The sequence below is a fragment of the Agrococcus jenensis genome, from assembly GCF_003752465.1.
In the GTDB taxonomy this organism is placed as follows: domain Bacteria; phylum Actinomycetota; class Actinomycetes; order Actinomycetales; family Microbacteriaceae; genus Agrococcus; species Agrococcus jenensis.
The window spans coordinates 581,036-603,361 of record NZ_RKHJ01000001.1 but is presented as its reverse complement, the minus strand read 5'-3'; the positions used below and the strand labels follow the sequence as shown (position 1 = coordinate 603,361).

Sequence of the window (22,326 nt, the reverse complement as noted above, 5' to 3'; positions counted from 1 at the left end):
GGCTACCAGAGGCCTGGCACGTCGTCCATCGCCGCACCGATGAGCGCGACGACGACCACGACCGCGAAGCACACGGCGACGAGCCCGCTGATGATCGCGAGCCACCCGCCGACCTTCGGCACCGAGCCCGTGCCCTTGGCACTCAGCACGAGGCCGACGACGGCGAGCACGATGGCGACGGCGAGGACGATGAGGATGGCGACGAGCGGCGCGGGCATGGCTCAGTGAAGCACGCCTCCGCGGGCCGATGCCGTCAGGGCATGCCGATGACGAGCCAGATCGCAGGCGGCACCGCGATGACGCAGCCGATCACGAGCGCGGTGATGCCGAAGGTCAGCATCGCGGAACCGGCGCCGCCGTCCGGGCCGCGGCGCCGCCCGCCGACGAGCAGCGCGACGCCGACGAGGATGACGAGGACGCCCAGCAGCAGCGCGCCGACGAGCAGCAGGAACGGGAACGCGGTCGCCATGGCGTCAGCCTCCCACGCGGGGCTCAGGGCGGCCCGAGACCTCGCACCCGGGGCTGGCTAGGCTGGAGCGCGTGCCCTCCACAGACGTCTCGCCCCTGATCGCCCGCTCCTGGCTGCTCGTCCCCGCCTCGAAGCCCGAGCTCTTCCAGATCGCGCAGGAGAGCGAGGCGGACGCGATCATCATCGACATCGAGGACGCCGTCGCCGCGAAGGACAAGGCGCAGGCCCGCGACGACACGGTCGCCTGGCTCTCGAGCGGCCACCGCGCGTGGGTGCGCATCAACGATGCCGCGAGCGAGTTCTGGAGCACCGACTGCGCCGCGCTCAAGGACGTGCCGGGCCTCGAGGGCGTGATGCTCGCGAAGACCGAGTCGGCGAGCCACGTCAACGACACCGCCGACCGCCTGCCCGAGGGCATGCCCATCCTCGCGCTCGTCGAGACCGCGCGCGGCGTGCTGCACGTCGAGCAGATCTCGAACGCCCCGTCGACGTTCCGCATCGCGTTCGGCACCGGCGACTTCAAGCGCGACACCGCGACCGGCGAGGACCCGGTCGCGCTCGCCTACGCGCGCTCGCAGCTCGTGATCGCGTCGCGCGCCGCGCGCCTGCCCGCGCCCATCGACGGGCCGACGCTCTCGGCGGAGGCGCTCGTCGACGGCACCCGGCTCGCGAAGGAGATGGGGATGTCGGGCAAGCTGTGCCTGACGCACACGCAGGCGGCGACGATCAACGCCGGTCTCGCTCCCAGCCCGGAGGACGTCGCCTGGGCGCACGGCTTCGTGCGGGCGTTCGAGGAGTCGGGCGGCAAGATCACCGACGGCAGCGACCTCCCGCGCCTCGCCCGCGCGCAGAAGATCCAGACGCAGGCGCGCGACTTCGGCATCGAGGCGGACGCGGCGGAGCTCGGCAGCCTCAACTACTAGCGGCATGACGAAGGGCGGGGCGCGATGCGCCCCGCCCTTCGCGGTCGGTTCGGTTCAGCGGAAGGTGTCGCGGACGTCGTCCGCGGCGTCCTTCACGTGCTCACCGGCCTGCTTGGCGTTCGCCGAGGCCTGGTCCTTGTGACCCTCGGCCTCCAGGCGCTCGTTGTCCGTGGCGTCGCCGAGGCCTTCCTTGGCCTTGCCGACGGCGTCCTTGGCTGCGTTCGAGATCTTGTCGTCGAGACCCATCTGAACCTCCTATCGTCGGGAGCCGGTTGCTCCTCGACCAACGCTAGGCGGACAACCTGGGAGCCGTCAGGACGTCCCCGACCGACCGCCGTCCCGCCGCGCCGCGCCCTCCGACACGATCGGGTTCGACGCCGTGACCGGCCGCGCGACCGAGCCGGGTGCCGACGCATCCGCTTCGAGCTGCGCCCGCTCGGCACGCTGCTGCATCGCCTCCTCCATGGCCGACTTCTGCCGCAGCGGCGGCGCCTTGAAGAAGAGCGCCAGCACGAGCGCGACGAGCACGACGACGAGCGCCGCCCAGAACGGACCGGTGGTGGCGTTCGAGAAGCCGTCGAGGAACGGCGCCGCGAGGCGCGGGTCGGCCGTGTTCAGGAACGACGAGTCCTCGTTGAGGGCGCCGCCGATCTGAGCCGGGTTCTGCAGGATGCCGAGGATGCGCTCGTTGCCGGGGTCGGCGAGCACGTTCGGGTCCTCGAGCGCGGTCGCGAGGTCGGCGCGCAGGTCCTGGCGACCGAATGCCGCCTGCAGCGTCTCGGGGAGGCGCGAGTAGAGCATCGAGAACACGACCGCGACGCCGGCGGTGCCGCCGAGCTGGCGGAAGAAGGTCGCCGAGCTCGTCGCGACGCCCATGTCCTTCGGGTCGACCGCGTTCTGCGAGGCGATCGTCAGCGTCTGCATGAGCTGGCCGAGGCCGAGGCCGAGCAGCAGCTGGCCGAGCAGCAGCATCCACAGCGGGGTGTCGAACTGCAGCGTGACGAGCACGCCGTAGCCGATCGCCATGACGGCGAGGCCGATCACGGGGAAGAAGCTGTAGCGGCCGGTGCGGGCGATGACCTGGCCGGAGCCGATCGACGCGATCATGAGGCCGAGGATCATCGGCAGGGTCGACAGACCCGCCTCGGTCGGGTTCATGCCGTGCACGATCTGCAGCACGAACGGGATCATCATCATGCCGGCGAACATGCCGAAGCCGGTGAAGACGCCGAGCACCGTCGCCATCGAGAACGTGCGGTTGCGGAACAGCTGCAGCGGGATCAGCGCGGCGTCACCCATCCGTCGCTCCACGACGATGAAGAGCACGATGCCGATGGCCCCCACGACGTAGCAGGCGATCGACATGAGCGAGCCCCAGCCCCACTCGCGGCCCTGCTCGCCGACGAGCAGCAGCGGCACGACGCCGACGGCCAGCAGCGCGGCGCCCCACCAGTCGATGCGCACGCGCTCGTGGTGCGCGGGCAGGTGCAGGTAGCGCCACACCATCCAGAGCGCCGCGGCGCCGATCGGCAGGTTGAAGAGGAAGACCCAGCGCCAGCCCTCGAGGAAGAGCAGCTGGTCGGCGCCGGCGAGGACGCCACCGATCAGCGGGCCGAGGATCGACGAGACGCCGAAGACCGCGAGGAAGTAGCCCTGGTACTTGGCGCGCTCGCGGGGGCTCAGCACGTCGCCCATGATCGTGAGCGGCAGCGACATGAGGCCGCCGGCGCCGAGGCCCTGCAGGGCGCGGAAGGCCGCGAGCTGCACCATGTCCTGGGCGAACGAGCAGAGGATCGAGCCGACGAGGAAGAGCACGATCGCGATGATGAACAGCGGTCGGCGCCCGAAGATGTCGCTGAGCTTGCCGTAGATCGGCGTGACGATCGTCGAGACGATGAGGAACGCGGTCACGACCCACACCTGCAGGTCGAGGCCGTGCAGGTCATCGGCGATCGTGCGCATCGACGTGCCGACGACGGTCTGCGACAGCGACGACAGGAACATCGCCATCATGAGGCCGACCAGCACGAGCATGATCTGGCGGCGGGACATCAGGGGTTCGTCGGCCTCGCGCGGCTCGACGGAGCGCGGTTCGCGCTGCGGCATGGATGGATCCTTCGATATGGGGAGAGATCGTTAGTCTAGCGAATGGCTTGCCCTCTCCGCCACTGGCGCGTCGCATGTCGCGGCGGCACATCCCGCCGGCGCGCGCGTGCGACGATGGACGGGTGCGAAGGGTGATGGTGGTGCTCGCGGCCGTGCTGCTGGTGAGCGGATGCGCTCCCGTCGCGACCCCGGACGCGTCGTCCCCGCCCGCGTCGCCCACAGCATCCAGCGCCTCGCCGACGCCGACGCCCACGGCCACGCCCACGGCGAGCGCAACGCCGGAGCCGGCCGCGACGACGGAGCCGGCCGCCGCGCCCGCGCCGACCGCCGCGCCGCAGCCGCCCAGCACCGCCGGCGTCGACATCGACTCGGCGGCGAGCCTGCAGGTGCTCGTCAACAAGCGCCGGCCGCTCGTGCCCGCCGACTACCAGCCGGTGCTCGTGCCCGTCTCGATCGCGCAGGACGGCGACGAGGCGGTGCGCCCGGAGGTCGACGCGGCGCTCGCGCAGATGTCGGCCGCGATGCAGGCCGAGATCGGCGAGGGCATCCACGTCTTCTCGTCGTACCGCGGCTATGCGCGGCAGACGCAGCTCTACAACGGCTATGTGGCGCAGTACGGGCAGGCCCAGGCCGACACCACGAGCGCGCGGCCCGGGCACAGCGAGCACCAGACGGGGCTCTCGGTCGACGTCATGGGCACCGGCGGCGCCTGCCGCCTCGACGTCTGCTTCGGCGGCACCGCGGCCGGGCGGTGGATCGCCGAGCACGCCTGGGAGCACGGCTTCATCGTCCGCTACCCCGACGGGCTCCAGGGCATCACCGGCTACCGCTTCGAGCCGTGGCACGTGCGCTTCGTCGGCCCCGAGGTCGCGACCGCGATGCACGAGCAGGGCATCGCGACGTTCGAGGAGTACGCCGGCACCGGCAGCGCCCCCGACTACGGCTGAGCCGACGCGCGCGCCCGAGTGAGTTGCGCCGATGCGAGGCGCGCACGCAGGAACGGGTCGTAGCCTGCCCGCATGGCGAAAGCAGGACGATCCGGTGGGGGCTTCAAGAGCAGCGGCAGGAGCGGCGGCGGTGGCGGCTTCGGCGGCGGCTCGCGCAGCTTCTTCGGCGGCGGGTCGCGGTCGAGTGGCGGCGGCTCCTTCGGCGGCGGATCCCGGTCGTCGTCGGGCTCCGGCAGCTCGTGGGGATGGGGCTCGAGCTCGGGGTCGAACTCGTACCGGCACTCCGGCTCGAGCGGCTCGTCGGGCACCGGGACCGACTGGGTGATGGCCGCCGTCGCGATCGTCATCCTGCTCGTGCTCTTCGCGATCTTCGCCGGCAGCTGATCGGGCGCCCGCGGCCCTAGCCTGGTGCCATGGAGACGGCAGCCAGCAGCGGAGCGGCGGCGCGCCCCGCAGCGCGTAGGGGACGCACGAGCACGGTCGGGGCGGCCCCGCGAGGCGCTGCCCGGCGACGCGGCGCCCGTGCCGCGGTCGTGCTGGCGACGGCAGCCGGACTGCTGCTGACCGGCTGCACGCAGGGATCGCTCCAGCCCGCGCCCAGCGCGAGCGATCCGGCGGCGCAGCCGAGCGCATCCGCGCCGACCCCGACGCCCACCCCGGAGCCGAGCACGGTCTCGGTCTCGGCGATGGGCGACATGCTGCCGCACGACTCGGTGACGCTCGACGCGCAGCAGCCCGACGGCAGCTACGACTACGGGCAGTTCTTCGACGCCGCGCGACCCATCTGGGCCGATAGCGACCTCGTCTACTGCAACCAGGAGGCGCCCTCGGCGGGCGTCGAGCTGGGCCTCACCTACTTCCCGGCGTTCAACGCGCCGGTCGAGTTCGCGCAGGGCCTCGACGCGGCCGGCTGCAACACGATCGGCCTCGGCAACAACCACACGTTCGACCGCGGGCAGGAGGGCGTCGACCGCACGCGCGCGGTGTGGGACGAGCTCGACCCGCTGCTGATCTCAGGCGCGTTCCGCTCGGAGGAGGAGCGGATGGCGGTGCCGACCGCCGAGGTGAACGGCCTCACGGTCGCGTTCCTCAACTTCGTGGACCTCTCGAACACCCCCACGAACGACTACGTCGTCACGTGGCTCGACGACCCGCTCGTCGAGCAGCAGCTCGCCGAGGCCGAGGAGATCGCCGATGCGACGATCGTCGCGGTGCACTGGGGCGACGAGTACTCGGCGGTCGTGAACGATCGGCAGCGCGAGCAGTCGCAGCGGCTCGCCGACCTGGGCGCGGAGGTCATCATCGGTACGCACCCGCACGTGCTGCAGGAGGCCGAGTGGCTCGAGCGCGCCGACGGCTCGCGCGCGTTCGTCTACTACTCGATCGGCAACGCCCTCACGACGCAGATGGCGATCCCGCGGGTGGTGAGCGCGGTGGCGCAGTTCGACCTCGTCGGCATGCCCGGCGGCGAGGTGGAGGTCGTCGACCCGGCCGCCGTGCCGCTGTACATGCACTTCGACCTGACGCCGCAGCAGTTCGTCTCGCAGGACTGGATCCACCGCCGCAACCTGCAGCTGCACCCGCTCGTCGACGCGGCCGAGCCGATCACCCGGTCGGCCTGGCGGAACGAGCTGACGGTCGAGTCGGGCGTCGCGCTCGTGACCGAGGTGCTGGGCCCCGACGTGCGGATCGTGACGGACAGCTTCGAGCAGTAGCGGCCCGCCCGAGCCGGTGGTCATGCGCTGGAGCGGTGGCGCTGCGCGCCAGGGGTGTTCGTGCGCGAGAGGTGGCGCTGCGCGCGAGAGGTGGCGCCGCGCCCGAGAGGTAGTCCTGCGCCCGAGGGGTAGCGGCGCGCGGCCACCTCTCACGCGGTGCGCTACCTCTCGCTGCCGGCGCCGCACCCGCTTGACTGGCGCCTTCCGCTCTAGCGGGCGAGCGCCTCCAGCTCCAGCACGGCGGCGGCCACCTCGTCGGGTGTCTCGAGCGCGGGGAAGTGCCCGCCGCGCTCGAGCACCGAGTACGATCGCAGGTCGCGGTAGCTCCGCTCGGCGAGCGAGCGCGGGTAGTCGCGCTCGCGGCGCTGGACGCGCACCGCGACCGGCACGTCGACGAGCGGATGCGGTCCGCCGCCGCTGTCGCTGTAGGGCCGGAACGACGTGCCGATCGATCGTGACAGCCAGGAGAGGGTGACGGTCGTGAGCACGACGTCGTCGGCGAGGCCGTCGTCGCCGGCCCACTCGAGCAGCTTCTCGCCGACCCACGCGAGCAGCCCGATGGGGGAGTCGAGCAGCGCGGCCGCCGTGGTGTCGGGGCGGGAGCCCTGCTGGTGCGCGTAGCCGCCCGCGAGCGGACCCTCGGCGGCCATGCGCGCGAAGAACGCCGTCTCGGCCGCATCCATCGGCTCCCCGCGGTCGCGCACGCCGAACGACGCGTGCGTCGCGACGAGGCCGGCGACGACGTCGGGGTGGCCTCCCGCGAGCCAGTCGCTCACGCCCGTGCCGACGTCCTCGCCATACGTGAGGAAGCGGTCGTAGCCGAGCTCGTCGACCATGAGCGCGCGCCAGCGCCGCGCGACGGCCTCGTCCGTGAAGGGTTCGGCCAGCGGCTCCGACCACCCGAAGCCCGGCAGCGACGGCACGACGACGTCGAGCTCCCCGCGGAGCGCCTCGGCGAGCGGCAGCATCTCGGCGAAGGAGTAGGGCCAGCCGTGCGACAGCACGATCGGCAGGCGGCCGGGCTGCCCGCCGCGGAGGTGCACGAAGTGGATGCGGGTGCCCTCGATCGTCGCGACGCGGTGGTCGTGCGCGAGGAGGCGTGCCTCGACCGCGCGCCAGTCGAAGTCGTCGCGCCAGCGGTCGAGCAGGCGCTGCAGCGTGGGCATCGGCATCCCGTGGGCGCCGGGCGTGGGGTCGGGCACGATGCTCTCGTCGAGCCGGCGCCGCAGCCGCTCGAGCTCGTCGTCGGACGCGCGGAACGTGAAGGGCTCGCTCATGGAGCGAACCTACGCGCGTCCGCCGACATCCCGCGCGGTGCATCTGCGGTCAGGTGGTGCGACCCGCGACAGGTGGTGCTGCCCGCCGCGGGTCGTGCTCACCGCGACAGGTGGTCTTACCCGCCAGGGGTGGCACCGCAGCCGCACCTGCCGCGGGCGGCCCCTCCCGTCAAGCGCGGACCCGACCGGCGTACGGCGCCGTCTGTGCCGAGCGGTGGTGCTGCCCCCGAGCGGTGGAGCTGCAGCCCCACCTCTCACGGGCAGCCCCACCCGTCACGCCCGGGCCCACCTGCCAAGGCCAGGCCCACCTGTCACGGCCGGGCCCACCCGTCACGCCCGGGCCCACCCGTCATGGCCGGGCCCACCTGTCACGGCCGGGCCCACCTGTCACGGCCAGCTCCACCTATGACGACGCGCCCACGTCGGCCCCAGCCGACCCGCGGATACCGCCCCCTACGCGCCCAGCGCGTCGTCGACGATCCGCTTCGCCTCGGCCTGCACCTGCCGCAGGTGCTCCGGCCCGGCGAACGACTCGGCGTAGATCTTGTAGACGTCCTCGGTGCCGGACGGCCGCGCCGCGAACCACGCGCGCTCGGTGACGACCTTGAGGCCGCCGATCGCGGCGCCGTTGCCGGGCGCCTCCGTGAGCTTGGCGACGATCGGGTCGCCGGCCAGCTCGGTCGCGGTCACGGCGTCGCCGGTGAGCTTGCCGAGCCGCGCCTTCTGCTCGCGCGACGCCGGCGCATCCACGCGCTCGTAGACCGGGGCGCCGAAGCGCTCCGTGAGCTCGCCGTACAGCTGCGACGGGCTCTTGCCGGTGACGGCGCGGATCTCGGACGCGAGCAGGCACAGCAGGATGCCGTCCTTGTCGGTCGTCCACACGGTGCCGTCCGACTGCAGGAACGACGCACCGGCGCTCTCCTCGCCGCCGAAGCCGACCGACCCGTCGACGAGCCCCGGCACGAACCACTTGAAGCCGACCGGCACCTCCCAGAGGCGGCGGCCGAGCGCCTCCGCGACCCGGTCGATCATCGACGACGACACGAGCGTCTTGCCGATCGCCGCGTCGGGCCGCCACTGCGGCCGGTGCGCGTAGAGGTACTCGATCGCGACCGCGAGGAAGTGGTTGGGGTTCATCAGGCCGCCGTCGGGCGTGACGATCCCGTGGCGGTCCGCATCGGCGTCGTTGCCGGTGAGGATGTCGAACTCGTCGCGGCGGGCGAGCACCGAGGCCATCGCGTTGGGGCTCGAGCAGTCCATGCGGATCTTCTCGTCCCAGTCGAGCGTCATGAACGCCCAGGTGGGGTCGACGATGGGGTTCGTGACCGTCAGGTCGATGCCGTAGCGCTCGGCGATGGCGCCGTAGTAGTCGACGGCGGCCCCGCCGAGCGGGTCGGCGCCGATCCGGATGCCCGACGCCTTGATCGCGTCGAAGTCGATGACGCTGCCGAGCGCGTTCACGTACGCCTCGCGGAAGTCGTAGAGCTCGACGCGGGTGTCGCTGCCGCCCGTCACGTCGGCGCGCTGCACGCCCTCGAGGCCGGCGGCGATGAGCTCGTTCGCGCGCTTCGCGATCCAGCCGGTCGCGTCGGAGTCGGCCGGACCGCCGTGCGGCGGGTTGTACTTGAAGCCGCCGTCGCGGGGCGGGTTGTGCGACGGCGTGACCACGATGCCGTCTGCCTGGTCGCCGGCGGATGCCGTGGCGTTGTACGCGAGGATCGCGCGCGAGACCGCCGGGGTCGGCGTCACCGAGCCACGGGCATCCGCGCACACCCGCACGCCGTTCGCGACGAGCACCTCGAGCGCCGTGCGCTCGGCCGGGAGCGACAGCGCGTGCGTGTCGCGGCCGATGAAGAGCGGGCCCGTGATGCCCTGGGCGGCGCGGTACTCGCAGATCGCCTGCGTGATCGCCAGGATGTGCGCCTCGTTGAAGGCGGTGTCGAAGGCGCTGCCGCGATGGCCGCTCGTGCCGAACGCGACCGCCTGGTCGGGGTTCGAGACGTCGGGGACGAGCTCGAAGTACGCGCGCTCGAGCGCGGCGACATCGATGAGGTCCTGGGGCTGGGCGACGGTGCCGGCTCGGGTCATGGCTCCATCCAAGCATCGAGCGGCTCCCGGAGCGATGGGCGCCCCGAGAAGACCCGTTGCCCCACCTGGGGGCCGGTGGAACACTGGCGCTCGTGGACGATCGTGGCCGTGCTCTCGACGCCGCGCACCGCAGCGCGATGGCCTTCCTCGGCACCCTCGACGACCGACCGGTGTGGCCCCGAGCGACCCTCGACGACATGCTCGTCACCTTCGGCGGGCCGCTGCCCGACGAGGGACTCGATCCCGTCGAGGTCGTCGAGCAGATGGCCGCGGGCGCGGATCCGGGCCTCGTCGGCATCCCGGGCGGCCGCTTCTTCGGCTTCGTGATCGGCGGCACGCTCCCCGCGGCGCTCGCGGCCGACTGGCTCGTCTCCGCGTGGGATCAGAACTCCGGCTCCGCGATGCTGACCCCGACCACGGTGGCGCTCGAGCGGATCGCCGGGCGCTGGATGCTCGACCTCCTCGGCCTGCCGCAGACGGCGAGCGTCGGGTTCGTCACGGGCGGCCAGATCGCGAACTTCACGTGCCTGGCGACGGCCCGGCACGCGGTGCTCGCGCGCTCCGGCTGGGACCTCGCCGAGCGTGGGCTCCGCTCGGCCCCCGCGGTGCGCTTCGTCGTCGGGGCCGACCGCCACGGCTCGATCGATCGCGCCGCGCGCTTCCTCGGCATCGGCCGCGCCGAGATCGTCGTCGTCGACGCCGACGACCAGGGGCGGATGCGCCCGGAGGCGCTCGAGCGCACGCTCGAGCGGTGCGAGGGCCCGCTCATCGTCTGCCTGCAGGCCGGCGAGGTGCACACCGGCGCCTTCGACGACCTCGCGGCGCTCATCCCGATCGCGCACCGCAACGGCGCGTGGGTGCACGTCGACGGCGCCTTCGGGCTCTGGGCCGCCGCGTCGCCGGCGCTGCAGCACCTGACGGCGGGTCTCGAGGCCGCGGACTCCTGGGCGACGGATGCGCACAAGACCCTCAACGTGCCCTACGACTGCGGCATGGCGATCGTGCGCGACCCGGCCGACTCGATCGCCGCGTTCCGCACCGGCGGCGACTACCTCGTCTACACGGGGCTCGACCCCTGGGATGTGACGCCCGAGCTCTCGCGCCGGGCGCGCGGCGTGCCCGCCTGGGCGGCGCTGCGCAGCCTCGGCCGCTCGGGCGTCGCGGCGCTCGTCGACCGCCTGCACGAGCACGCGGTCGCGATGGCCGACGGGCTCGCCGGGATCGACGGCGTCGAGGTCGTGAACGACGTCGTCTACACGCAGGTGATGTTCCGGCTGGGCTCCGACGACGAGACGCGCGCGCTCGGGGCTGCGCTGCTCGCCGAGGGCACCGCGGTCGTGACCGGCGCCGAGTGGCGCGGGCACGCGACGCAGCGGTGCTCGATGTCGTCGTGGGCGACGACACCGGACGACGTCGAGCGCACGCTGACCGCCATCCGCTCACTCGTCCCCGCCTGAGCAGCTTGCCCTGGCCGCCTGCCCGCACGAGCACCTGACCTCCGCGCCGCCAACCGCCAGTCACCCCCTCCCGTCGCCATCCGCGCGTGCCCCGATGCACAACGCAAGCCCGCGCGCCGGCTCGCGCGGCGCAGGCGGCGAGCGTCGTCCATCCGCCGTTGCTTGCGCTGGCCAGGCGTGCGTTGTGCGAGCGGGAGGGGAGAGGCGGCCCGGATGGTCTGCGGCCACCGAGCCGCAGCCGGAGCCGCAGCCGCGACGGCCGGGCTGCAGCGCCCTCCGCACAACGCAAGCCTTGCCGGCCCGAATGGCGGCGGATGGCCGGCGAGGATGCGGGAGCCGCCGGAACCGCCGGTCGGGCTTGCGCTGTGCGCCAGGGCGCGGGGGGTCGGCCGCGGGAGGCGGAGCCGCCGGCTGGGCGCGAGCCTAGGCTGGTGCCATGGTCCAGCCCCGCGTCGTCACGTTCCTCGGCCCTCGCGGCACGTTCACGGAGGCCGCGCTCGAGCAGGTGCCGGGGCTCGAGACGACGGAGCGGGTGCCGGTCGCCAACGTCGCCGAGGCGCTCTCGGCCGTCTCCGAGGGCCGCTCCGACGCCGCCATGATCGCGATCGAGAACTCGATCGAGGGCGGCGTCACCGCCGCGCAGGACGCGCTCGCCGCGACGCCGGGCATCCGCATCCTCTCCGAGCACGTCGTGAGCGTGAACTTCTCGCTCGTCGCACCCGCCGGCACGCGCATCGAGGACGTGCGGGTCGTCGCCGCCCACCCGGTCGCGTGGGCGCAGTGCAGCGGCTGGCTCCAGCGCGAGCTGCCGGGCCGAGCGCACCTGCCGGCCGCGTCGAACGTCACCGCGGCCGCCGACCTGACCACCGGCACGGCGCAGGCGGCGCTCTCGACGCCGACGATCGGCCACTGGGTCGACGGCCTCGACGTGCTCGCCGACCGCATCGGCGACAACCCGGATGCCGTGACGCGCTTCCTCTTCGTCGGTCGCGCCGGCGAGGCGGGGGAGCCGACCGGCGCCGACAAGACGAGCCTCGTCGTCGAGCTGCCGAGCGACGAGCCGGGCGTGCTGCTCGACATGCTCGAGCAGTTCGCCACCCGCGGCGTGAACCTCTCGCTCATCCAGTCGAGGCCCATCGGCGACCGGCTCGGCCGGTACCGCTTCGTCATCGACGCCGACGGCCACATCCGCGACGAGCGGGTGGCGGATGCGCTGCTCGGCCTCGCGCGCTTCAGCCCGTCGGTGACGTTCCTCGGCTCCTACCCGCGGGCCGACCAGCAGCACATCCGGGTCGAGCGCCGCTACTCCGACCGCTCGTTCGAGGATGCGCGCGACTGGCTGCGCGGGCTCATCGCCGGCGAGCCGGGCGCCCGCTCGGCCGACTGACCGACCGACCGGTCCCGACCGCTCACGCCGCGGCGCCGCTCAGACGGCCGCGCCGCTCAGACGGCGGCCCCGCTCAGACGGCGGCCCCGCTCAGACGGCGGGACCGGCGTCGCGCGCGTGCTCCTTGGGCACGCGCACGACGAGCGCGTCCTGCCGGATGCCTGCGCGGAGCGCGATCGCCTCGCCCACGACGTCGCCGTCCACCTGCACGGCGCGCGGCTCCTCGAGGCGCGCCTGCGTCTCCTTCGCCTGGCCGTAGCCGAGCGCGGCGCCGGTGCGCTGCCGTCCCAGGTGGCCGCGGCGACGCAGCAGCTTCGTGACGAGCATGTTGTTGCGGGCGATGTAGCCGCTCAGCTGCAGCCAGCCGCGCACGCCGCGCGGGCGCACGAGCGCGATGTCGAGCATCCCGTCGTCGACGGCCGCGTCGGGAAGGATGATGATGCCGTTCGTCACGGTGCCGCAGTTGCCGATCAGCATCGTGTTGACCGTCGATCGCACCGTGCGGCCGCCGTCGAGGCGCACGTGCACGCGCACCTTGTCGAGGCTCGAGATCACCCGGCCGGCGGCGTCGACGTAGGCGAGCCAGCCGACCTTCTTCTTCAGGTCCTCGTCGGTCTTGTCGATCATCTCGGCGTCGAGCCCGAAGCCGACCATGACCGCGAAGGCGTGCTTCGAGCGCGTGCCGTCCGGCGCCTCGATCTCGAGCTCGCCGAGGTCGATCTCGCGCTCCTCGCCGTCGAAGGCCGTCTGCACCGCGTTCCGCAGGTTGGTGACGTCGATGCCGAGGTTGCGCGCCAGCAGGTTGCCCGTGCCCGCGGGGATGATCGCGAGCGGCACGCGAGCACCGGTCGCCGCATCGGCGGCGACCCGCACCGTGCCGTCGCCTCCGGCGACGAGCAGCAGGTCGACGCCCTGCTCGAGCGCGGTGCGCACGGCGGCCTCGCCCGCGTCGTCCGCGTCCGTCTCGATCCAGAACGGCTCCGACCAGTCGAGCGGCTGCGCCGACTCGATCTGGGGCGCGAGCGTGTCGCGGTCCATCTTGGACGGGTTGTAGACGATGGCAGCGCGCATCCTCGCACTGTACCGGCGGATCCGCCCCGGAACCCGGGTAAGGGCGCACCCGGCTCGCAGGTGCGCGCTGCGGCGCGCTCGTAGAATGGTCGGCGTGATCGATCCTCAGCTGCTGCGCGAGCAGCCCGACCTCGTGAAGGCAAGCCAGGAGCGCCGCGGCGACCCGGTCGGCTACGTCGACGAGGCGCTCGGCGCCGAGGGCGCCCGCCGTGCTGCCATCACCGAGTTCGAGCGGCTGCGGGCTGAGCAGAACGCGCACGGCAAGCTCGTCGGCGCCGCCGCCAAGGAGGACCGGCCGGCGCTCATCGAGCAGGGGCGCGCGCTCGCGGCCGGCGTGAAGGACGCGCAGGCGCGCGTCACCGAGGCGGAGGCGGCGTTCGACGCGGCCGTCTCGAAGCTCGGCAACCTCGTGCACCCCGACGTGCCCGCCGGCGAGGAGGCGAACTTCGTCACCCTCTCGACCCACGGCGAGGAGCGCTCCTTCGACTTCGAGCCCCGCGATCACGTCGAGCTCGGCGAGAGCCTCAAGGCGTTCGACATCGTCCGCGGCGCGAAGGTCGCGGGCAGCCGCTTCTACTACCTGACCGGCATCGGCATGCGGCTCGAGCTCGCGATCATGCTGATGGGCCTCGACCAGGTGCTCGCCGACGGCTTCACGCCGCTCACGACGCCCACCCTCGTGCGCCCCGAGATCATGCGCGGCACCGGGTTCCTGGGCGAGCACGCCGACGAGGTCTACCACCTGCCCGCCGACGACCTCTACCTCACCGGCACGAGCGAGGTGGCGCTCGCGGGCTTCCACGCCGACGAGATCGTCGACCTCGCGCAGCCGCTCCGCTACGCCGGCTGGTCGACCTGCTACCGGCGCGAGGCGGGCTCCGCGGGCCGCGACACCCGCGGCATCCTGCGCGTGCACCAGTTCAACAAGCTCGAGATGTTCTCCTACGTCAAGCCCGACGACGCCGAGGCGGAGCACGAGCGGATGCGCGCCCTGCAGGAGCGCATGCTGCAGGCGTGCGAGCTCGACTACCGCGTCATCGACGTCGCGGCCGGCGACCTCGGCTCCTCCGCCGCCCGCAAGTTCGACATCGAGGCGTGGATCCCGTCGCAGCAGCAGTACCGCGAGCTCACCTCGACCTCGAACTGCACCACCTACCAGTCGCGCCGGCTCGGCACCCGCTTCCGGACGGAGTCCGGCAAGACCGCACCGGTCGCCACCCTCAACGGCACCGCCGCGACCACCCGCTGGCTCGTCGCGATCCTCGAGACGCACCAGCAGCCCGACGGCTCGGTGCGCGTGCCCGCGGCCCTGCAGCCGTACCTCGGCGGCATCAGCACGATCGAGCCGGCGTGATGCGGCCGCTGCTGATCGGCCTCGACATCGACGGCACCGTCGTGCACGAGGACGACTCGCTCGCGCCCCGCGTGCTGGAGGCGGTGCGCGCCGTCGTCGACGCGGGCCACGTCGTGGTGCTCGCCACCGGACGCTCGCAGGCGACGACCGAGTCGACCGCGGTGCGGCTCGGCATCGAGCCGAGCCACCTCGTCTCGGCGAACGGGGCGCTCGTGCTCGAGCGCCGCGGCGACGCGTACGAGCAGGTGCACGTCGAGACCTTCGACCCGTCCGAGGCGCTCACCGCGATCTCGGCGGTACTGCCGAAGGGCTCGTACATGGTCGAGGACCCGAGCGGGCACCGCCGCTACACGAACGGCATGGTCGACTGGAACCTCGACGACGCCGAGCTCGTGCCCTTCGAGGGCCTGCTCGCGCAGCCCGCGATGCGCGTCGTGGTGATGAGCCCCGTTCACGAGGTCGACGAGTTCCTCGAGATCGTCGAGTCGCTCGGCCTGCACAAGGTCTCGTACGCGATCGGCTTCTCCTCTTGGCTCGACATCGCGCCGGACGGCGTGAACAAGGCGACCGGCCTCGAGCGCGTCGCCGAGGCGCTCGAGATCCCGCGCGACCGCATCGTCGTGGTGGGCGACGGCCGCAACGACATCGACATGTTCCGCTGGGTCGCCGAGGGCGGCGGCCGAGCGGTCGCGATGGGGCAGGCGCCCGACGAGGTCAAGCAGGCCGCGACCGACGTCACCGCCACCGTCGAGGACGACGGGCTCGCGCTCGTGCTCGAGGAGCTGCTCGTCCGGGCCTGAGCGCCGACCGGGGCGCCGCCCTCAGGCGGCTGCGAGCGCCGTCGAATGCCGCGCATCCGGTGTCGCTCTATGATCGTCCGAAGGCCCGCCGCGCGCCCCCAGCGCTGAGGGCACGGGAGGGCTGTCCGAGCGGCCGATGGAGCCGGTCTTGAAAACCGGTGGGCAGAGATGTCTCGTGGGTTCGAATCCCACGCCCTCCGCGGCAGAAGGAGAACGCATGGCAACCGAGCGCACCGGGAGCGTCGTCGACACCACGTCGATGTCGCCGCGGCACGGACGGCTGCGCCGCCACTCGGGCGTCGCGCACGTCTTCCGCTGGATCGCGCTCGGGATGGCCGTCGTGCTCGTCGCGGTCGTCGGCGTCGTCGGATTCTCGATCCTGCGCTTCACCACGGGCATCCAGACCGTCGACCTCGTGGCTGACGTGCCGCCCGCGCAGGCCGGCTTCGCCCCCTACGAGGGCGGCTTCAACATCCTGCTCGTCGGCTCCGACCAGCGCGAGGGCCAGGGCGAGGAGTTCGGCGAGTCGGCCTACGACGGCGGCAGCCTCAACGACGTGACGATGCTGCTGCACGTCAGCGACGACCACGAGGTCGCGCGCGTCGTCTCGTTCCCACGCGACCTCCTGGTCGACTTCCCGGCGTGCGAGGACCCGGAGACCGGCGACGCCGTGCCGGCCGAGAACGACGTGCAGTTCAACCAGGCGCTCGCCCGTGGCGGGCTGTCGTGCGTCGCCGAGGTGGTCTCCGACCTCACCGGCATCGACGTGCCGTACGCCGCGATGATCACCTTCCAGGGCGTCATCAGCATGTCGACCGCGGTCGGCGGCGTGCCGGTCTGCTTCGCGGGCCCGATCGACGACCCGTACACGGGGCTCGTGATCGAGTCGGCAGGCACCCACGACCTCGAGGGCGCGCAGGCGCTCGCGTTCCTCCGCTCGCGCCACGGCGTCGGCGACGGCTCGGACCTCGCCCGCATCTCGTCGCAGCAGGTGTTCCTCTCGTCGCTCATCCGCACGCTGCAGTCGGATGCGGTGCTCACCGACGTCACGAAGCTCTACGCGATCGCGCAGGTCGCGATCGAGAACATGACGCTGTCGTCCGGGCTCGGCGACGTGGGCACCATGGTGTCGATGGCGCGCGTGCTCGCCGACATCCCGCTCGAGACGATGCAGTTCGTGCTGTACCCGAACGTGCCCTCCGGGCCCCGCGTCGTGCCCGACGAGGAGCGCGCGGACGAGCTGATGCGCCGCATCCGCCAGGACCTGCCGATCGAGCTGGGGGAGGACTCGCTCGGCGTCGGCTCGACCGAGGAGACGCCGGGCGCGACGGAGACGCCGCTGCCCACCGAGACGCCCGCCGCCACCGAGACCCCGACGCCCACCCCCACGGACGAGCTCGACGGGGTCGTGGGGCAGGATGCGTCGCAGGAGTCGTGCGTCGTCCCGTACGGCAGCTGAGCGGGCCCCGAACCGGCCCGCACGTCCGAGGCTCGCGCGTTTGGTAGAGTTGCCGTCGGCCTGCCAGCAGGTGGGCCGAGGAGACGTCGCATAGTCCGGCCGAGTGCACCACCCTGCTAAGGTGGAGTCCCCATTAGGGGACCGAGGGTTCAAATCCCTCCGTCTCCACGTCTGCCCCTTCGTCTCGCCACGAAGGGGCATTCGCATGCCCGGCGGGGCTGCGCGTCGTCGACGAGCCGCGGATCGGATGTCGAGGACGTGTCCACGGGGCAGCGGCGCCCCAGCTCTGAAGCGCGGCCTTGGCGGGCGCCCGCGGGCGGGGACCGGGCCCGGCGGGACGCTCTCGCTGTGTGTGGTGGTGCGGCGGCCACGCTAGCCCACCTCCCTGACGGCGCGGGTCGAGACCCCTGTGGGCCGGCTCGATGCACCATCGCGCCGGTGGCGCTGTCGCGCTGCCGGTCCTAGAGTCGTCGAGAAGATCAGGTGGCGAGCTGTGATGCTCCACCGCGGCAACGCGGCGAGGTGATCCCTCCTCGACCGCTGCGGTTCGAGGAGGACAGGTGCCATGGACAGGGTGCTGACGGCGGAACGCCTCGGCGAGGCGCTCGCGTCGCTCGCCGAGACGCTGACCTCGGAGTACGACGTCCTGCAGATGCTGAGCACGGTCGTCGGCGAGTGCGTCGAGCTCGTGGACGCGGGAGCCGGGGGACTGCTGCTGAAGGACGCGCACGGGCGGCCCGAGCTCGTGGCCTCCTCGGAAGAGGGGGTGAACTTCGTCCAGGTGATGCAGCTGAACGCCGGCGCCGGCCCGTGCGTCGAGGCCGCGCGGACCGGTACCACGGTGTCGGTCGCCGACGTCGAGCACGTGGACGGCAGCTGGGCCGAGTTCCGCGAGACCGCGCTCGGCTATGGCTACCGGTCGGTGCACGCGGTGCCGCTGCGTGCGCGTGACGAGGTCATCGGCAGCATGGGCCTGTACCGGACGGCCCCCGGCGAGCTGAGCCGTGCTGACGCTGCTGCCGCTCGCGCGCTCGCGAACCTCGCGTCGATCGGGATCATCCAGGAGCGAGCGATCCGCGAGAGCGGCGTGCTCGCCGAGCAGCTGCAGCATGCGCTCGACAGCCGCGTCTGCATCGAGCAGGCGAAGGGCGTGATCGCTGCATCGGCGGACGTCGACATGGATCGAGCGTTCCGGATGCTCCGCGACCACGCCCGCAAGCACAACATCAAGCTGCTCACGGTCGCCCAGGGCGTCGTCGATCGGAGCCTCGAGATCGGCCTGTCGAGGGACCGCAAGCCCGCGCAGTGAGTGCTTGCAGCCGGCGCGTGCAGCATGCGCGAGTGCCGCACCGAGAGTCTGCGTCATCTCCCAGGGGGCGCCCACCGCATCGTCAGAGCCGTCGGGAACGCTGAGTGCGTCCTCCACAGCCGGAGGCTCCCGACGACCACGAGAGAGGCAGGACCATGACGGACAGCAACGGCCGCACCGATGCGCTTTCGGACGGCACGATCTACGACTCGAGCGGAGCGAAGGTCGGCAGGGTCACCCAGGTCTACCTCGACGACGCGACCGGCGAGCCGGCGTTCGCGACCGTCAGCACCGGGTGGTTCGGTGCGCGCGAGAGCTTCGTGCCGATCGACGCCGCGGCCGTCGAGGGCGACGAGATCCGCGTCCCCTACGACAAGGAGCTGATGAGGGGTGCCCCGAGCGTCGAGGCCGACACGCACCTGACCGAGGCTGAGGAGGACGAGCTCTACCGCTACTACGGCCTGGGCGGCTCGGCCGGCTCCGTCGGCAGCGGCGGCCACGACCACGACCACGACCACGACCACGACCACGTTGCTGGGCAGCACTTCGACGAGGACCTCGGCACGACGCCTCGCGAGGTGGTCGATGCCGACGACGCGTCCGTCGTGCGGCGCGAGGAGCAGCTCCACGTCGGCACCGAGCGCGTGGAGACCGGGCGCGTGCGGCTCCGCAAGCACGTGGTCACGGAGCGCGAGAGCGTCACGGTCCCCGTCGAGCGCGACGAGCTGGAGGTCGTGCGCGAGCCGCTGGACGGCACCGCCGCATCGACCGGTGCCCTCGGCGACGACGAGATCGACGTCCGCCTCACCGAGGAGCGCCCCGTCGTCGACAAGGAGGTGGTCGACGCAGAGCGCATCGGCCTCGATCGCCGCACCGTCACCGACCAGGAGACGGTCCGGGCAGACGTCGCTCGCGAGGAGGTCGACATCGACAAGGACGGCGACGTCCGACGCTGACCGAGCCGGTCGCCGCGCCCCCTCCCCGCGCGCCTCGCTCGTCGGAGGGGGCGCTCGCGCGTCGCGCCCGGGCTGCGAGCGGCGGTTGACGCGCGGTCAGCGCGGCGCGTCGGTGACGATCGCCCGCAGCACCTCGAGCGGCAGCTTCGGGCGCCGGTGCTCGTCGACGAGCCCGTTCGCCTCCTGCAGCGTGTCGGTCAGCTGCGTGTAGCAGAGGCCGGCGAGCGCGCCGCCGTGCAGCGCGCCGAAGACGTCGCGGAGCCTGCGCTCGAAGTCCTCGGCCGACGACGCGACGCCGTAGCCCCAGGTGGCGATCGGGGCGTCGGGCGCCCAGGTGACGCCGCCGAACTCGCTGACGACCACCGGCGCGTCCGCGAGCCCGGGCGCCGCGGCATCCGGCAGCAAGCGGATGCGGCGGCCGGCCGGCCCGATGCCCGCCGCGGTGCGCTCGATCGCGGCCGCGTCGCGGTACGACGCCGCGAGGCGCTCGCGGTCCTGCTCGTAGTCGTGGATCGTCAGCAGGTCGGAGTCGCCGTGCTCCCAGCCGTCGTTCGAGATGACGAGGCGCGTGTCGTCGAGCGCCTTCGTGAGGTGGAAGAGCGCCCGCACGAGCTGCTGCTGCCGCTCGTCGTGGGCGATGTGCTGCACGCCCCAGCTCTCGTTGACCGGCACCCACGCGACGATGCACGGGTGTGACCGGTCGCGCTCGATCGCCTCCTGCCACTCGCGGCTGAGGCGCTCGACGCTCGTCGCCGAGAACGCGTACGCGCTCGGCATCTCCTCCCAGACGAGCAGGCCGAGCCGGTCGGCCCAGAACAGGAAGCGGGGGTCCTCGATCTTCTGGTGCACGCGCACGGTCGTGAAGCCGAGCGCCTTGATGAGCTCGACCTCGGCGCGCAGCGCGTCGGCGCTCGGCGCCGCGAGGTGGCTGCCCGGCCAGTAGCCCTGCTCGAGCACGGCGATGACCGGATGCGGCCGGTCGTTGAGCAGGAAGCGGCCGCCGGCGGCGCTCACGCTGCGCAGCCCGAGGTACGACGCGGCGGCGTCGATCGCCGAGCCGCTCGCGTCGAGCAGCTCGACCGTCGCGTCGAGCAGGCGCGGATGCGCCGGCGACCACAGCATGGACTCGTAGCCCTGGCCGTTCTGCAGCGCGTGCACGGGCAGGTCGATGCGCGCGCGCGGCGACCGCACGGGCTGCGTGACCGCGGCGAGCTCTTCGCCGTCCTCGTCGGCGATGCGCACCCGCACGGAGGTGCCGGCGGGCGGACGCCGGGAGAGCGCGAGCTCGAGCGAGACGCGCGCGGCCGGCAGGTCGCTCGACCACCCGAGGCGGTCGATGCTCGTCTCCGGCACCGCCTCGAGCCACACGGGCTGCCAGATACCGGTCGTGCGGTCGTACCAGATCACGTGCGGCTCGGGCAGCCAGTCCTGCTTGCCGCGCGGCTGCTCGAGGTCGAGCGGGTCGTCCTCCGCCCGCACGACGAGCTCGAAGGGCTTCTCCTCGCGTGCAGCGCCGGTGGCATCGACGGCGAACGGCGTGTGACCGCCCTCGTGCTCACCGAGCATCGCCCCGTCGGCCCACACGGTCGCGCGGTAGTCCACGGCGCCGAAGCGCACGAGCAGGCGCATCCCGGGCTGCCAGCCGGCGGCGCGCACCTCGTCGAGGGTCACCGTGCGGCGGTACCACACGACCGGGTGGTGCCCGCGCTCACCGATGCCGGATGCGTCCGACTCGGGCGGGAAGGGCACCACGATCGTCCGCGCTGCATTGCGGCCGGGCCGAGCCCAGCCCTCGCGCACGCCGGCGTCGTGGTCGTCGTGCTCGAAGCCCCAGGGTCCGCTGAGATCGGTCCAGGCGGACCGCAGCAGCTGGGGACGCGGATGCGTCCCGGTCTGCGCGGTGGCACGGGGCAGCGCGTCGGTGGTCATGCGCCCCATCATGGAGCACTGCTTGCAGCGCTGTAAAGCCGGAGCGTGCCGGTCAGCGTCCCGCGGTGCTCTGGCGCTGCTCGATGCCGTGGGGCGCGATGCGGTGCCGGCCCACACCCTGGTGGCCACCGATCCGCTCGATGAGCAGCTCGAGGGCGATCCGGGCGATCCCGCGCTTGTCCGGTGCGATCGAGCTGAGGGTCGGCGTGCTGATCGTCGCGAGATGGGTGTCATCCCAGCCCAGCACGGCGACGTCGTCCGGCACCGAGAGCCCCGCCTCCGCGAGCGCTTGGAGGGCGCCGATCGCGAACCGGTCGTCGCGGCACAGCACCGCGTCGATGTCGAGCCCGCGCGCGAGCGCCGCCGAGAGCGCGGCGCGGGCGTCCTCGACGCGGAAGCCGCCGGTCTCGAGCACGAGCGAGGTGTCGCCCGGCACGCCGGCGAGCTCCAGCGCCTCCTGGTAGCCGTGCAGCCGCTGGGCGGTCGAGCCGGTGACGTCGTGCGACACGGTGCCGAGGAACGCGATGCGACGGCCCGTCCGGCGCAGCAATTCGGTGCCGTCGCGCGCCGCCTGCACGTTGTCGATCATCACGTGGTCGGTGGTCAGCGGCCGCGCCGATTCGCCGAGCAGCACGAGCGGCAGGTCCCGCCGCAGCTTGCCGATCTCGACCGTCGTCATGCTCACCGGGTGGAAGATGACGCCGTCGACGAGGCCGGCCTCGCGGTCCATGATCACCGCGCGCTCGGCCTCGGCCTCGCCGAGCGTCTGCTCGATGAGCACCCGGTAGCCCATCTCGGCGGCGACCTCGGCGATCGAGCGGGAGAGCTCCGAGAAGTACGGGTGGTCGATCTCGGGCATCGCGAGCGCGATCATCCCGGTGCGGCCGGTCGCGAGCCTGCGCGCCGTGAGGTTCGGGCGGTAGCCGAGCTCGTCGATCGCCTCCTGCACGCGGGCGCGCATGGCGGGGGAGACGTGCGGATGGTGGTGCACCACGTTCGAGACGGTCTTCATCGAGACGCCGGCGCGGGCGGCGACGTCGGTGAGTCGAACGCGCGTCATGCTGCCCCTCTCGCACCCC

General features: G+C 72.8%; 20 protein-coding genes and 2 tRNA genes. 13 read left to right on the top strand and 9 right to left on the bottom strand.

Going from position 1 to position 22,326, the window contains the following annotated elements; all coding sequences use genetic code 11:
- Positions 1–2 precede the first annotated feature (2 nt).
- Positions 3–218 (bottom strand): hypothetical protein, encoded by a 216-nt coding sequence (locus EDD26_RS02945; RefSeq protein ID WP_123696337.1) that lies wholly within the window; start codon positions 216–218, stop codon positions 3–5.
- 35 nt (positions 219–253) lie between these two features.
- Positions 254–469 carry a hypothetical protein gene (locus EDD26_RS02940; RefSeq protein WP_123696336.1) on the bottom strand — a complete coding sequence of 72 codons (216 nt, stop codon included), beginning with the start codon at positions 467–469 and terminating at the stop codon, positions 254–256.
- A gap of 71 nt (positions 470–540) precedes the next feature.
- On the opposite strand from EDD26_RS02940, the gene EDD26_RS02935 reads away from it, so the two are divergent.
- Entirely contained in the window at positions 541–1,392 is an 852-nt protein-coding gene (locus EDD26_RS02935) for an HpcH/HpaI aldolase/citrate lyase family protein (protein ID WP_245989724.1), read from the top strand.
- Between the two features lie 54 nt (positions 1,393–1,446).
- Here the strand turns inward: EDD26_RS02935 and EDD26_RS02930 are convergent, their stop codons facing one another.
- Both EDD26_RS02930 and EDD26_RS02925 read right to left on the bottom strand, forming a co-directional pair.
- Positions 1,447–1,638 carry a CsbD family protein gene (locus EDD26_RS02930; protein WP_123696334.1) on the bottom strand — a complete coding sequence of 64 codons (192 nt, stop codon included), beginning with the start codon at positions 1,636–1,638 and terminating at the stop codon, positions 1,447–1,449.
- Positions 1,639–1,704: 66 nt separating this feature from the next.
- A complete protein-coding gene (locus EDD26_RS02925) occupies positions 1,705–3,498 on the bottom strand; it encodes an MDR family MFS transporter (RefSeq protein ID WP_245989723.1) in 1,794 nt (597 codons plus the stop codon).
- A gap of 122 nt (positions 3,499–3,620) precedes the next feature.
- Here EDD26_RS02925 and EDD26_RS02920 point away from each other — a divergent pair, with 122 nt between their 5' ends.
- The 3 genes from EDD26_RS02920 (at position 3,621) to EDD26_RS02910 (ending at position 6,160) form a co-directional block, all read left to right on the top strand.
- Complete coding sequence (locus EDD26_RS02920; RefSeq protein ID WP_148058675.1) at positions 3,621–4,445, top strand: M15 family metallopeptidase; 825 nt, start codon at positions 3,621–3,623, stop codon at positions 4,443–4,445.
- A gap of 72 nt (positions 4,446–4,517) precedes the next feature.
- Positions 4,518–4,829, top strand: coding sequence for a hypothetical protein (locus tag EDD26_RS02915; protein ID WP_123696332.1), 312 nt, complete (start codon positions 4,518–4,520; stop codon positions 4,827–4,829).
- Between the two features lie 29 nt (positions 4,830–4,858).
- Positions 4,859–6,160 carry a CapA family protein gene (locus EDD26_RS02910; RefSeq protein ID WP_123696331.1) on the top strand — a complete coding sequence of 434 codons (1,302 nt, stop codon included), beginning with the start codon at positions 4,859–4,861 and terminating at the stop codon, positions 6,158–6,160.
- A 209-nt stretch (positions 6,161–6,369) separates the two neighbouring features.
- On the opposite strand, the gene EDD26_RS02905 is transcribed toward EDD26_RS02910, so the two are convergent.
- On the bottom strand, positions 6,370–7,437 hold the full coding sequence (locus tag EDD26_RS02905; RefSeq protein ID WP_123696330.1) for an epoxide hydrolase family protein: 1,068 nt from the start codon (positions 7,435–7,437) through the stop codon (positions 6,370–6,372).
- Positions 7,438–7,890: 453 nt separating this feature from the next.
- The gene (gene pgm / locus EDD26_RS02900; protein ID WP_123696329.1) at positions 7,891–9,525 is read right to left on the bottom strand and encodes a phosphoglucomutase (alpha-D-glucose-1,6-bisphosphate-dependent); all 1,635 of its coding nucleotides are present in this window, start codon (positions 9,523–9,525) and stop codon (positions 7,891–7,893) included.
- A gap of 92 nt (positions 9,526–9,617) precedes the next feature.
- On the opposite strand from pgm, the gene EDD26_RS02895 reads away from it, so the two are divergent.
- Positions 9,618–10,982, top strand: a complete 1,365-nt coding sequence (locus tag EDD26_RS02895; protein WP_123696328.1) for a pyridoxal phosphate-dependent decarboxylase family protein — start codon at positions 9,618–9,620, stop codon at positions 10,980–10,982.
- 436 nt (positions 10,983–11,418) lie between these two features.
- A complete protein-coding gene (gene pheA, locus EDD26_RS02890; RefSeq protein WP_123696327.1) occupies positions 11,419–12,369 on the top strand; it encodes a prephenate dehydratase in 951 nt (316 codons plus the stop codon).
- Positions 12,370–12,459: 90 nt separating this feature from the next.
- Here the strand turns inward: pheA and EDD26_RS02885 are convergent, their stop codons facing one another.
- On the bottom strand, positions 12,460–13,440 hold the full coding sequence (locus tag EDD26_RS02885; RefSeq protein ID WP_123696326.1) for a diacylglycerol/lipid kinase family protein: 981 nt from the start codon (positions 13,438–13,440) through the stop codon (positions 12,460–12,462).
- Positions 13,441–13,534: 94 nt separating this feature from the next.
- Between EDD26_RS02885 and serS the strand changes: the two genes are divergently transcribed.
- From serS to EDD26_RS02850, 7 genes are all read left to right on the top strand, one after another.
- A complete protein-coding gene (gene serS / locus EDD26_RS02880) occupies positions 13,535–14,794 on the top strand; it encodes a serine--tRNA ligase (RefSeq protein WP_123696325.1) in 1,260 nt (419 codons plus the stop codon).
- Positions 14,794–15,594, top strand: coding sequence for an HAD family hydrolase (locus tag EDD26_RS02875; RefSeq protein ID WP_123698411.1), 801 nt, complete (start codon positions 14,794–14,796; stop codon positions 15,592–15,594). The genes serS and EDD26_RS02875 overlap by 1 nt, the downstream gene beginning before the upstream one ends.
- A gap of 115 nt (positions 15,595–15,709) precedes the next feature.
- Positions 15,710–15,794, top strand: a tRNA-Ser gene (locus tag EDD26_RS02870).
- A 17-nt stretch (positions 15,795–15,811) separates the two neighbouring features.
- The gene (locus tag EDD26_RS02865) at positions 15,812–17,053 is read left to right on the top strand and encodes an LCP family protein (RefSeq protein ID WP_123696324.1); all 1,242 of its coding nucleotides are present in this window, start codon (positions 15,812–15,814) and stop codon (positions 17,051–17,053) included.
- 79 nt (positions 17,054–17,132) lie between these two features.
- Positions 17,133–17,221, top strand: a tRNA-Ser gene (locus EDD26_RS02860).
- A gap of 397 nt (positions 17,222–17,618) precedes the next feature.
- Positions 17,619–18,362, top strand: coding sequence for a GAF and ANTAR domain-containing protein (locus EDD26_RS02855; protein ID WP_123696323.1), 744 nt, complete (start codon positions 17,619–17,621; stop codon positions 18,360–18,362).
- Positions 18,363–18,517: 155 nt separating this feature from the next.
- Complete coding sequence (locus tag EDD26_RS02850) at positions 18,518–19,318, top strand: DUF2382 domain-containing protein (RefSeq protein ID WP_123696322.1); 801 nt, start codon at positions 18,518–18,520, stop codon at positions 19,316–19,318.
- 96 nt (positions 19,319–19,414) lie between these two features.
- On the opposite strand, the gene EDD26_RS02845 is transcribed toward EDD26_RS02850, so the two are convergent.
- Both EDD26_RS02845 and EDD26_RS02840 read right to left on the bottom strand, forming a co-directional pair.
- On the bottom strand, positions 19,415–21,247 hold the full coding sequence (locus EDD26_RS02845; RefSeq protein ID WP_245989722.1) for a sugar-binding domain-containing protein: 1,833 nt from the start codon (positions 21,245–21,247) through the stop codon (positions 19,415–19,417).
- Positions 21,248–21,299: 52 nt separating this feature from the next.
- Complete coding sequence (locus EDD26_RS02840; RefSeq protein ID WP_123696320.1) at positions 21,300–22,307, bottom strand: LacI family DNA-binding transcriptional regulator; 1,008 nt, start codon at positions 22,305–22,307, stop codon at positions 21,300–21,302.
- Positions 22,308–22,326 lie beyond the last annotated feature (19 nt).

Excerpts from the sequence above, each read along its gene's own strand:
- EDD26_RS02945 (WP_123696337.1), bottom strand. The coding sequence starts at position 218 with ATGCCCGCGCCGCTCGTCGCCATCCTCATCGTCCTCGCCGTCGCCATC.
- EDD26_RS02940 (WP_123696336.1), bottom strand. The coding sequence starts at position 469 with ATGGCGACCGCGTTCCCGTTCCTGCTGCTCGTCGGCGCGCTGCTGCTG.
- EDD26_RS02930 (WP_123696334.1), bottom strand. The coding sequence starts at position 1,638 with ATGGGTCTCGACGACAAGATCTCGAACGCAGCCAAGGACGCCGTCGGC.
- EDD26_RS02925 (WP_245989723.1), bottom strand. The coding sequence starts at position 3,498 with ATGCCGCAGCGCGAACCGCGCTCCGTCGAGCCGCGCGAGGCCGACGAA.
- EDD26_RS02915 (WP_123696332.1), top strand. The coding sequence starts at position 4,518 with ATGGCGAAAGCAGGACGATCCGGTGGGGGCTTCAAGAGCAGCGGCAGG.
- EDD26_RS02910 (WP_123696331.1), top strand. The coding sequence starts at position 4,859 with ATGGAGACGGCAGCCAGCAGCGGAGCGGCGGCGCGCCCCGCAGCGCGT.
- EDD26_RS02905 (WP_123696330.1), bottom strand. The coding sequence starts at position 7,437 with ATGAGCGAGCCCTTCACGTTCCGCGCGTCCGACGACGAGCTCGAGCGG.
- pgm (WP_123696329.1), bottom strand. The coding sequence starts at position 9,525 with ATGACCCGAGCCGGCACCGTCGCCCAGCCCCAGGACCTCATCGATGTC.
- pheA (WP_123696327.1), top strand. The coding sequence starts at position 11,419 with ATGGTCCAGCCCCGCGTCGTCACGTTCCTCGGCCCTCGCGGCACGTTC.
- EDD26_RS02885 (WP_123696326.1), bottom strand. The coding sequence starts at position 13,440 with ATGCGCGCTGCCATCGTCTACAACCCGTCCAAGATGGACCGCGACACG.
- EDD26_RS02875 (WP_123698411.1), top strand. The coding sequence starts at position 14,794 with ATGCGGCCGCTGCTGATCGGCCTCGACATCGACGGCACCGTCGTGCAC.
- EDD26_RS02865 (WP_123696324.1), top strand. The coding sequence starts at position 15,812 with ATGGCAACCGAGCGCACCGGGAGCGTCGTCGACACCACGTCGATGTCG.
- EDD26_RS02855 (WP_123696323.1), top strand. The coding sequence starts at position 17,619 with ATGGACAGGGTGCTGACGGCGGAACGCCTCGGCGAGGCGCTCGCGTCG.
- EDD26_RS02850 (WP_123696322.1), top strand. The coding sequence starts at position 18,518 with ATGACGGACAGCAACGGCCGCACCGATGCGCTTTCGGACGGCACGATC.
- EDD26_RS02845 (WP_245989722.1), bottom strand. The coding sequence starts at position 21,247 with ATGACCACCGACGCGCTGCCCCGTGCCACCGCGCAGACCGGGACGCAT.
- EDD26_RS02840 (WP_123696320.1), bottom strand. The coding sequence starts at position 22,307 with ATGACGCGCGTTCGACTCACCGACGTCGCCGCCCGCGCCGGCGTCTCG.